Consider the following 11,151-nt stretch of genomic DNA (forward strand, 5'->3'; position numbering starts at 1 on the left):
GGGGAAGTTAATGTTCCCAACGAGGACTCCGAATACATTAGCGCAAACCAACTCCGTTATTACTAAATTGTAGTTGCAATAACGGGGCGGACCATACATTTTGTGCTTTAACAAATTAAAGCAAACGTTTGAACTATGAATACAGCTAACTAGAGCGATGCCTTGTATCAATCAAACATAAAGAGGCTCTAAAAAGAGCCTTTAACTTATAATGTCTTCACTATTGGAAAGTTATTGCTGTAACAGGCGCATATTTGTATTTAGAATCATCAATATTGTAATGTACTGTGATAGTGCTTTTTGTGTGCTTTACTGACAATAAAGTAGACAAAAATGTATCAAATGCGATATCACTTTTATTTATGCGAAAGTAGCTAGCGTTGCTTGGCATGTTTTCCAATGTGAATAATATGCCACCCGCATGGCTATTCTTCCAATTACCCCCATATAGGTTTATTTTACTTACCTTACCTCTGTGGGAGTCTGCATAGACATTGAATGAGATCAAGCCGATAAACAGCAGTGTGAATAGTTTTTTCATTTATTTAATCCTTTAAAGACTCCAGTTTTTAATCAAGTAAAGAAAGTCACAGTATGTTTTTGCACACAAAAATAAACAGCTGAGGTATGCTTGTTTGAACTCTCTTGGTGATCTGAACATCTTGAAGCTAAAACAAAAAATACGCCTCCAAATTATTCTTGAATCTCTTATTTAGTCAAGAGACTCTCTAATCATGACATAATGTGGCTTCTCAGAAGCAGTGTAACGTTTTATATCGCTGCATTTCTTTAAGTTGTAATATTGCATCATCAATGGTTTTTGAGTCGCCACCGCTGTCAAAGCCATCGAAGACCAAGATTTGCACGTTTCAGGCGTGACACCATTTTTAGTTTTACTGACATTACATAAGCCAACACTAGATGCCCACGAGGTATTGATAATTAGCGAGCCATCACTTTGTATCCAAGCATCTCTTACCAAACCTTTACAGTGTATAGATTCCGCAGAAAAAGCAGATACGGAGAAAAGACACAATAAGGGTAAAAATTTTGTTTTCATGTTGTTCCTTTAATTTAAAAATAGCTTTCCTGAATAGCTAAAAAGTCCAGTTCACATGTCCCTTTTAAAGAAAAAGCGCGCACTTTCTTGCCTGCCATGTAGGCTGAAAGTGCTAAGGAGGTAATTTGATCCAGACCTTTATCCGAATGTTTTGAATGGGTAATGATTGCAACACCATCACAATCGTCGTTGTATATTTTTGCTTGATCATCAAAATAGATCTTTGTCGCTTTAAAAGTGGCTTGATCATACACTTTTATGCCCTTAAGGCGTCCGTGTGCTATATCTTTAGAGCTGGCCAAAGCGAGGGTTGAGCACAAACAAAGTGAGATTATTAGAAAATGTAAACTTCTCATATTAGGTTCTACTCTAAAGTGGAAACGCAAAAATGCCTTCGATGGAACAATGCCACCAACCTTTGGAGTTCGTCTCTTGATAACGAATATTCCCTTTAAAGTTTTTGGTAGTCATCATCGTCAGTAAAAGTGAATACAACTCCTTGTAATTAGGGTTAGATTTACTGAGTCTTCCACCCTTTTCATGACTACAACCAGGCATAGCGCCTTGCTGGAACTCAATGTAAAGTCCGTCCCTTGCGTCATGGTAAAAAGAAACAGGGTATAACTTTTCAATTTGTGGACCTGTTTTTATCTCAGCGTAAGCGTGAAATGAGAAAAACGTAATTATGATTATCAAATATTTGTTCATCATGTATTTCCTATTACCCCGCAGGGTCAACTTGGTTAATCACACAAAACGAAGAACCACTTTGGATTCCAGATGTATAAACGGTCACGCTACGTTTATCCGCAATCCATAAAGCAAGAGTGGTTGACGTCATTGCACTAAATTCTTGTTTAACTAACATCCAACCATACGGAGAACCCTCGCAGTTATCTGGTAAGCCGGTGTCTAACATAATCAATAGACCTTGCGTCGTTGTTGTTAGGTTTTTGATATTCCCTGACAAATAGGTCGAAGCGCCAAACGACACTGGAGACCAAAGCAGTAGCCCAATAACAAAAAAACTCATAATTCTACGCATATTTTCGATTCCTTTTCTGTAAGTCATTTAAACGTTCAGTCAGCCAATAAACCTAATACAACAGCTTTAGGTACCTTACTCCCCCAGGGGCTGGAGCTGCACTGAGTCGCCCATACTCGGATTCTTTTTCCAGAAGCAACCGCTGTTAAGGCCTGTGAATACATTTGCTCGAAACTCGGTGTATCAGGAGACAACTTAACCACCTGTCCATTACTGCAATTAAGTGGATTTTGAATGGTGGTTTTAGGTATTAAATATACCGAGCCTTTTTCCGCCCTGATCTCTTGTAGTTTAAACTCCCCTATTCCTGCCGAGTACGCGATAGAGCTATAGATAAAAAAAGAAAATAGTAATATTTTTTTCATTGTAAAATTCATTTTTTGGTTGAGAAATCCCATCCAAAGAGCTCAACTCTTTAGAGTAAAAATAAACACATTTAGGGTTTTTAGTAAAAGCGATCTATATAAGAACACTTTTACCTTTTGCTTTGTAATAACAATTTATGAGTTGTTATTTATCTGAAACCACATACGATATTTTGCATGAACCTTTATCTGATACGCGCAGCCAAATTGGGTGTTCCGTTGTATGTGAGGTTAATATCAAACTATAAATTGAATCATAGTTTTTATGTCCTAGATCTAGTTTTAAATAGTCATAGGTTCCGGCATCACAATCTAACTTTTTTTCATCACCAGATGTTCCAACAGAAATACCCGACTCAGTAATCACTAAACGAGTAATTTTTACATTTGTACAGTGGACACCACTACAATCAGCAAAGCTTTGCCCAGACAGTAGCAATAACGAAGTTAATAGCCATTTTTTCATATTAAAAATCACAGGTATGATCGCTCACCCTAGTTACAAACTTCTTTGTACAGGGTGAGCAATGTTTTTTATGGGAACTAGTCTTTGTATTTCTCTAAAAAGCTATAGCTCGGCTCTGGCATATTACGGGTGTAGAAGGCTTCTGGAACATAATCCGTTTCAAACCCCAAGCGAAACCCGTATTTCTGGTAAGCAAGCTTTGCAAGTGCTAATAACGGCATTGAAAAATAGCCTATTACCTCTTCCTTTAACTTTTTTTGACTCCAATACTTGTGGTGCCCTTTGACCGCTTCATACATCGCTTGTTGATATTCCGCTTCACCACAACCTGATTGATTTAAGACCTTTGTCATCACATTAATCGTTGGTAAATTAATAAGGTTTGCGTGCTCAAAGGCTAAGCCCTCAAGATGCTCCGGCGTACTCACATCAATAAACTTTTGAATTAACGGCCTAACGTCGCCAGATTTTATTCCCAGCATGACCATCTGCAGCTCTAAGAAGGTACGAGACCGAACATTATACCACTTAGTGTTTGGGTGATCGGCTAAGTTAGCAAGGTATTCTATGTCGCTCACTTGCTCACAGAATAAAGATAGCCAAGCTAAATCTATAAGATGTGCCCCACTGAGGGCACTCTGTTGTTCTTTCTTCGCTACTAGAGTCACCTCAGCTTTGGGAAGCACCACCGAAATCGTCTCTCCATCACTCAATAGCTCTGACTGTACTAATTTAACATCAAAGTACTGATGCATATCCAACGCTCTAAGACTGGATTCAATATCACCAACCTTGTGGTATAGACAGCTTGTTAGAGAAAGACCTGCAAGGCTCACATCATATAAATAGACTTTGCCACTTTTATAGTAAAAATCAAAGTCATCAAGCACTCGATTACATTTCATCCCATATGGGTTAGAAAGTCTCTTTAGGTAGTCTGCATGACATGGTATTGGTTTAAAGTGTTCTGTATGAGTCATTTTTCCCCCTACTCAAAAAAACTGATCGCGCTTTGTTTAAGATTACCCGAACTTTTATCGATAATCTGCTCAACACCAATATATGTAACTTTATCTGCACGTCGTATAGAGTTTCTGGTTTCTGTTAGCCTTCTAAACTCAGACTGCTGTTCGGTTGTCAGCTCGCGATAGTTACTTTCGTAATATTCATATTTTCTTTCCATTTGTTTATCAATGTGCTTTTGATACTCAATACTGCCTTGTTGGGCACTAATAATACTACCATCTCGATCCTGTCCGACTTGCGAAGTTCCGTAACTTGGTTGTTGCCCACCTTTGGCCTCAAACTTTAACACCTCAGTTGTTCCATTAGGACGTGTTATCTCATATATGCGATCATATTGCTTATTAGAGCTATTATCGAGGTAATCAGCTTTAAGCATTTTTGCAGTACAGCCATCACAATAGTTCTGAGCTACATGGTCAGCCCTCGCTAAGCCAATAGCCTCACTGTATTTTTTGATTTTGGCGTTGTATTCATTTTCAATTCTTTCTCCATGTACGCCGCCGGCACCAACGTTGACAGATCTCTTAGCTTCAACCAACTTCAAGCGTTCCGCTGTTAACTCTCCAACTGATGAGTTCTCTCCAGTGAGCGGATTTTTGGCAGCGAAGTCATTGAAGTCACTGTCATCATAGCCTTCAATCCTATCTGCAATGTTCTCTTTACTAGCAGTTCGCCTGTAATTATCACCGTCACCCAACTTAATTTTGGACTGATCTATGTTTGCCCATCGACCGTTTTCAGTCAGACGTTTACCGTTTTTCCTTGCATTAACAACATCTCTGTAGGTAATGCTGGTACCAGGGTTTCTCTCAAGATAAAGTCGGTAACTCTTCTTGGTCTCTATTTTCTCCTGTAGATTAGCCAAATATACTGCATTTTGGCTTTTCTTAGTGTCCGCAATGAGTGTCTGCTGAACAAACGGATTGTTTTTATCCACTTTAGCAAGAATTGCTGCTGAGCGAGGGTGTGATTTGATCGCTACATATAACTTTTCTTCTAATGCTTTGATCGGTAATAGTCTTGTCGCCCTATTTACTACTGCTTCAGCGACCTGTTCCGTTGCAAACTCCAAGAGCTGATTTTCCAGAAACTCTCTTTTTTGCTGTTCATCAAGGCTGTCGTAATGAAGTGCAGTTTTAATCATTTCATCCGTTGCGTCATTTAAGTTGATCGGCAACAGTGCTGCACTCATCACACGAGGTAGCACCCTCACAATCAGCCAAAAATAGTTGTTTTCTGCCGCATTCTCGCCTGTGGTAGCAGCAATATTAACGTCTAAACCAGCAAGCATTGCGGTCAAGCCTGCTGTGAGTTTTGCTACGTCAACTCCAGATTCATTAATAACGCGAATGGCGTCTAAAGTTTGATCGCTTGGGTTAAAAGTCAATTTTTCAAACTTCTCTTGAATAGCAGCTAATTGCTCTGGACTATTTAAGTCTGGGTCGTAAGATAATCCAAGCTCTTCAAGTGCATCCCTTAGCTCTTTTTGCTGCTCAGTTAGCATTGCCTCCGTGTAAATAACCGACGTACCCTCAGCTACAACAGCACCAAGTGCACCGCTGGTACAAGCGCCTCTGCGATCATCGGCATCGTTAATTTCATCTGATGCAACACCGAGCGCACAGCCCAACGCGGCATGAGAAACATAACGCATTGCCTCATTAAAACGTCCCTCATTCGTTAATGATCCAATCTTATTCGCGACTTTGGCACCGAGTTTTGACGTTGCCATATGCATCGCAGATGTCTTCCAACTTTCGAAGAAATCTTGAGAACCACCGCCATTTATAATGGTTTCGATACCCGAGGTAACCGCAGACTGAATCACAACATCACCAGCCTGCTGAGCCAAAACAGCAGGATCCCAAGAATTGCTATTTGCCACTCCTTGATCAAAAAAGGTTAAGCCTTGCGTTTGTAAATAGTCCAGTGTGCCAGCAGTAACCGCTGCTATTGCTAACGAGCGTAGGTACTCTTTTTCGGTCAACGACTCCAATGCATCGTCTAAGCCATTGCCAGCGGCAACTGAACTAATAACTGAGGTAGCAATCGAAACTTGCATAGCAGTCACCGCCGCTGCAGCGGATCCCGTTAGACCACCAGTAATAGCTAGACCTCCACCAGGCCCCATTGCAATAGACACTGCGATTGCAATCATTGCCATTGGGCCAGGGCCTAAGGCACGTGATGTATTTTTTTTGTTTATCTGAACTAACTTTTGATACACCAATTCTGCGTTGTCACGGTACTCTGGATCATCATACAACTCGGCCATCCAACGAAGGTCTGGTGCTTTTCGGAAGTTATCTAGGACCTCGTCCAACGTTTGATTGTCCTTCATCGCTAGCTCAAGGGTTAAACCCTTAGTTGCCTGGATATTGACTCCTCCAACGATGCTGTTATATACGGAATTTTCATTTTGACGATCGATAGTAGTCGTCTTCACTCGCCAGAAATTTTTATTAACTTTCTGTTGGAAGAAGTGATCCTGTTCCTTAGCAAGGAGAAGATTTACCTTTCCACTGTGCGCGGATATATTCGCCCCTTCTTGTGATGTCAATTTGACCGCTTTTAAGTTGATATCACCAAAGTCAGATGCAATGACAACGCTCTTGCCCGCCTCTAAAGCAGATCTGATTGCGATAGATTGGAACTGGCTCTCTTGCAGAGAGGTCCTGCCTACTTTACCGCTCTTCGAAGATTGATATTGATCGAAGCTGTTTAATATATGTACACCTTGAGAGGCAAGAATTGACAACACCCCCTCATCAGCAATAAGTTCCGAAGCGATAATTTCTACTTGCCCAGACGCCATCAAGAAAATACTGTCTTTCGCTTCTAATGTAGAGCCATAGTGTTCAACGAATGAGTCTTTCTCGTTGTAACCACCAACCCACTCATTTCTACTATAAGTTGTATCTTGGCTTGCAATCTGAATACTCCCACCGGCACTCAACTTGATAACATTCGCAGACATATTAGAGCCATGAATTTTGATATCCCCAGAGGTTGTAATGGAGATCGTGCCATCGGCATTGACTTTAGCAATTTGCCCTAAACGTGTCCCTTGCTCATACTTGGTTGCGTAGCGATGAACCATCGTCTTTTGACCATATTGCTTAGCAATTATGTCAACATTACCTTTAGAGGCTTCTAATTTACCCGTGTTAAATAATGTGCCTCCTACGTTTAGGTTTAAGTCTTCGTCAGCAATAATCTTTGCATGCTCGCCAACTGAAAGGCTACCTGTTGCATTTAGGAACGCACTGCGTCGTGTGAGTAATGTGCCCGAGTTGACAGTGATATTACGGAAGTTGGCGTAATCCCCTCCAACTTCTACTGTGTGACCCGCAATTTTTGCACTATCGATGGTTGCATCGGTTAAATGCAACACAGGAACCAGTACTTGTTCGCCATTAATATTGCGCAGTTCTGGCCAAATGAAATCATGCTTAAATGCGTTAACTTGCTGACGGGTTACTTTTTCACCATATTTTACGCTGTACTTGGCCGCAAAACTTTTCGCATTTTGGTAAAGGTAATTAATCTGTTCCTTTTCTGTTCTCGGATCAATGTTCTTTGAGCCTGACTGATATATAGACATTTTAGGTAAGATTAAACGATCAATTTCGCGTTGCATTTGCATGCGAATTAAGCGCGCCTGTACAAACTTATCACCGATTCTTTTATCAACCGGATAATGTGGGAATATAACGGTTATATCACCTACCGCAATCGGGATCATCAGTGGCTCAGGCAAGCCAGATTTATTATCGTTTAGCAGAGTTTTGTGAAACGATACTAAGTCTTGAGCCGTCTCTACTTGGTTGCTAGCGATATAATACGCCTTTTCAAACTGACGTTCTCGGTTATAAACGCGAGAAAACTGTGGAGACGCATTTACATTAGCGGTAATAGTCGCATCATTGATCACCTCCATCGCATTCACGACTCCTGGGAATACAATTTGACCGACCATGACAAAGCTTAATAGGTACGAGGTACACTTTTGCCATAGTGGAGGTGGTAGATCTGGAAGGTTATCTTGCTTATTTTTCATTTTTCAATTATCCGTCTTAAACTAGCTTACTCACTGAACTAGATAGTGAGATACCTCATCTAGTGATATTCTTTTTGTATGCTCTTCATATGCATACCCACCGCTTTTACACCCAACTCTTGGGTGACAAACTTTATAAGGTGTTTTATATCCATATTTAAAATCGACATTATTACCCGATTTAGAATGAGATATATAGTATGGTCTAGTAGGGCCAGAAGAATAAACTCTATAAGTAACTCTAGGGTTTATTAATTTCTTATCCATCGTTAAAGTCATTCTTTTCAGCGCACGCTCTATTTGTGAATTATTTAAAGAGCGACCATTCAACTTACTCATCTGTTTATCATTTAATGAGTGATAAGGTATAAATGTTTTAAATTCAGAATAAATTTCTGTGTAAGACACAGGAGTATAGTGATGCTTAACTGGTCTATCTGGCCCTCTAAAAGGGCAAAGTGTATATGAATCTTTCTGATTTAAGGTAACTTCAAACTGATGTTTAAAGCCTGAGTAAAAGTAAGATACATCTTCAAAGCCAACGGTGTGGCCACATAATGTAAATGGAAATTTATTATAATAATCAGGATAGTTGTGTTTCACACCACCTTTATAATCAAGGTAGTTAGTTGTTGCTAATTTCCATTGATTGTCTGTATAACCCGTAGAATCAAGTTCTTTGTCTCCTTGCTCTTCATCGTACTTCTCTTTCCAATTTACCTCGAATTTATATGGTTTGCTGTATTGCCATTTCGTGAAGTCTTTATAATCATCAGACCAAAGGTGACCTTTAGGCCAATTACTTGGTTTAGATGTGTAAGCGACGTATACCAACACTTCGCCTTTTACAACATCTGAAACAACTTCTACATTTGATAGTCGATACTCATAAGTAAAAGTGCTGTATATCGAATTTAAGTATCTAACAATAATATTATTTGGATGCTCATCTATCTTCGTTTCGTTTTTAGAAATATAGTTATTAACTATATTTAAAATGATATTTTTCTTATCAGTCTCCAATGAGTTTATATTGTCGATAACCAAGTCAGATTCTGTGGCAACTTCACCATTTACACCAAATACATTTCCCTCAAAAGAAAGCAATGTTTCAGCCTCTGTTCTTGTTGTGACGTACTCTCTATTACAACGTCGATAGTTCAAACATGATGTCATACCTTCAAAGTCAGTATTTTCTGTATCAGTACCTATCTCTAAGCCAATGCTTTTAATCGTACTATTAAAAAAACGCGCATCTTTAAAAGCTTGAAAATATGAAACTTCGTTAAATAACTTACTGCTTTGCACTTTTTTCGGATCGCTTGTTCCACCACGACTAAACTGGAAGTCACCAAATGAGAAGACACGCCCTGGCGGTGAGTAAGTTAAGATTTTTGTTTCAGTACCAGACTTGTAATGACCTATCTCGTTTTTCTTGCTGTCATCTTGACTGTATTCAACAACACGGTAAGGATAAGACTCAAAACTGATTTCGTAACGCTCGTTACTAAAGATGGGTGAGTTGACTAAGAATTCGCCACCACCGTTCAGACCCATAATGGCAGATGAGTTCAGAACGTATGCACTGGCTTTTAATTTTAAGCTTCGTTCCGCCTCAATCGCGACTTGATTGGCTTTGATGCCATTGACTCGAATACCCGCATCCCAGTTGACGCTATTATTTTTCTCAAGATGATATGGATTGATGTTCTCAATTCTTTTCGCTTGTATGTCTAAATTGTCCGCAAGAATGGAAGCTGACACATTACTGGCACTGTTTGCTGACTTTATCGCTGAATGGTCTTTTAATGCCTGCCATATACCAAATTGTTTTTTGACCTCATAACCTTCGCCGCCGACGGTTAATGCCTCGTCAAGGTACACCGCTTTATCTGTGCGAGAACCATTAATTACCGCTCCAGACTTTGAGTAAAGAGTCACGTTTTTACCCAACACTTTACCGCCAAAGCTGTTGTAGATGGATTTTTCCGTCTCTACATCAATGTTTGCTGATTCCACCACTCCATTATTGATGAACTGGTTTGCGGAAACTTTTACCTCATCCGCAGCAACATAACCCTGTTGGTGCACGTCGTTACGAGCAATCAAAGTCATATCACCACCAATCACTTTTGCTTGCTTGTTGCCCTGCTTTAATATGCGTATCGTACTTAAGCTTTTTAATGACAGGTGATTGTCGGTAGATAACTTAGCATTGGCACTAATGTGGATATTTTGATGGCTCGCGTTCTTGTATTTACCCAAGCTCTGAACAAAAATACCTTCTGTCGGGGCATAGAGTTTGCCGTTATGTTGACTGGTGCTAAGAGCATCCGACATAGTGCTCATATCGGCATCTATCGCAATATTATTGGGGCTGGCAACTGCAATTGTCGCCGCTCGAAATGTGCCTTTAATCGTTGACCAAGCAGTGCTCAATGTCGCAGATTCCATAGCTAAATCTGCATAGCTGACTTTAAGACGGCCAGTAAACATGCTGATGCCACCTGCACCGACTACCTTACTTCCCCTATCGACAATTATCATGCCTGACTCAGGGTGATTTTCCGCACGTAAATTAGTATCAATGGTGCCTGACGTATCGATGTTTTCAGCAATCAATTCCAAGGACTGTAGGCCCGGAGAAACGAGCCCTTTTACTGTGACTTTACCACCTCCGACAGTGGTTAAATCACCAATACTATTAATGGTTTTTGCGTTCGAAGCATAGCTAGGTGTCGCGGCAGCCATTGTCACGCGGCCAATATTGTCAAAGCTACACTGTTCACAAGTTAATTTGCCACTTGCGCTTCGTGTAATAAATAGAATGTCTGCAGGAGAACCCAGAATAGAGAACTGCTCTTTTAAGGAGATATTGTTGGACTCTATGACAATTAAATCCGCTTTGCCCGTACCGCGTACCCCACCAGATGTATCATCGGTATTAACAAGAGTAAGAGGCTTACCACTTAACTCAAACTTACTGAATACATTGTAGGAAATGCCATTTTTCGCTTTCGCAGGCACCAGAACATCAAAGTTGCTTGAGGAACTCTGACGCACCTGAGTATCGGTTCTGCTTGACAGGCCATAACTTGATGCAAATGCATGGCTTGATAACAAACTCGC

General features: G+C 40.2%; 10 protein-coding genes. All 10 read right to left on the minus strand.

Annotation, left to right across the window (positions count from 1 at the left end; translation table 11 throughout):
* Positions 1-220 precede the first annotated feature (220 nt).
* A complete protein-coding gene (locus tag QTO06_RS24065) occupies positions 221-541 on the minus strand; it encodes a hypothetical protein (protein ID WP_331410131.1) in 321 nt (106 codons plus the stop codon).
* Positions 542-712: 171 nt separating this feature from the next.
* Positions 713-1,060, minus strand: coding sequence for a hypothetical protein (locus tag QTO06_RS24070; protein ID WP_331410132.1), 348 nt, complete (start codon positions 1,058-1,060; stop codon positions 713-715).
* A 14-nt stretch (positions 1,061-1,074) separates the two neighbouring features.
* Complete coding sequence (locus tag QTO06_RS24075) at positions 1,075-1,416, minus strand: hypothetical protein (RefSeq protein ID WP_331410133.1); 342 nt, start codon at positions 1,414-1,416, stop codon at positions 1,075-1,077.
* 13 nt (positions 1,417-1,429) lie between these two features.
* Positions 1,430-1,771, minus strand: coding sequence for a hypothetical protein (locus QTO06_RS24080; protein WP_228286547.1), 342 nt, complete (start codon positions 1,769-1,771; stop codon positions 1,430-1,432).
* A gap of 10 nt (positions 1,772-1,781) precedes the next feature.
* The gene (locus QTO06_RS24085) at positions 1,782-2,105 is read right to left on the minus strand and encodes a hypothetical protein (protein WP_331410136.1); all 324 of its coding nucleotides are present in this window, start codon (positions 2,103-2,105) and stop codon (positions 1,782-1,784) included.
* Positions 2,106-2,140: 35 nt separating this feature from the next.
* Positions 2,141-2,470, minus strand: coding sequence for a hypothetical protein (locus tag QTO06_RS24090; protein ID WP_331410137.1), 330 nt, complete (start codon positions 2,468-2,470; stop codon positions 2,141-2,143).
* A 145-nt stretch (positions 2,471-2,615) separates the two neighbouring features.
* The gene (locus QTO06_RS24095; protein WP_140370081.1) at positions 2,616-2,936 is read right to left on the minus strand and encodes a hypothetical protein; all 321 of its coding nucleotides are present in this window, start codon (positions 2,934-2,936) and stop codon (positions 2,616-2,618) included.
* Between the two features lie 77 nt (positions 2,937-3,013).
* Positions 3,014-3,916: an Imm49 family immunity protein gene (locus QTO06_RS24100; protein ID WP_331410139.1), complete on the minus strand. Its 903-nt coding sequence runs from the start codon at positions 3,914-3,916 to the stop codon at positions 3,014-3,016.
* An 8-nt stretch (positions 3,917-3,924) separates the two neighbouring features.
* Positions 3,925-8,022 carry a DUF637 domain-containing protein gene (locus tag QTO06_RS24105; protein ID WP_331410140.1) on the minus strand — a complete coding sequence of 1,366 codons (4,098 nt, stop codon included), beginning with the start codon at positions 8,020-8,022 and terminating at the stop codon, positions 3,925-3,927.
* Positions 8,023-8,052: 30 nt separating this feature from the next.
* Positions 8,053-11,151 (minus strand): FhaB protein (locus QTO06_RS24110; RefSeq protein ID WP_331410141.1); only part of this gene is annotated, 3,099 nt, incomplete at its 5' end.

Source organism: Vibrio sp. M260121, assembly GCF_036533715.1.
Lineage (GTDB): Bacteria > Pseudomonadota > Gammaproteobacteria > Enterobacterales > Vibrionaceae > Vibrio.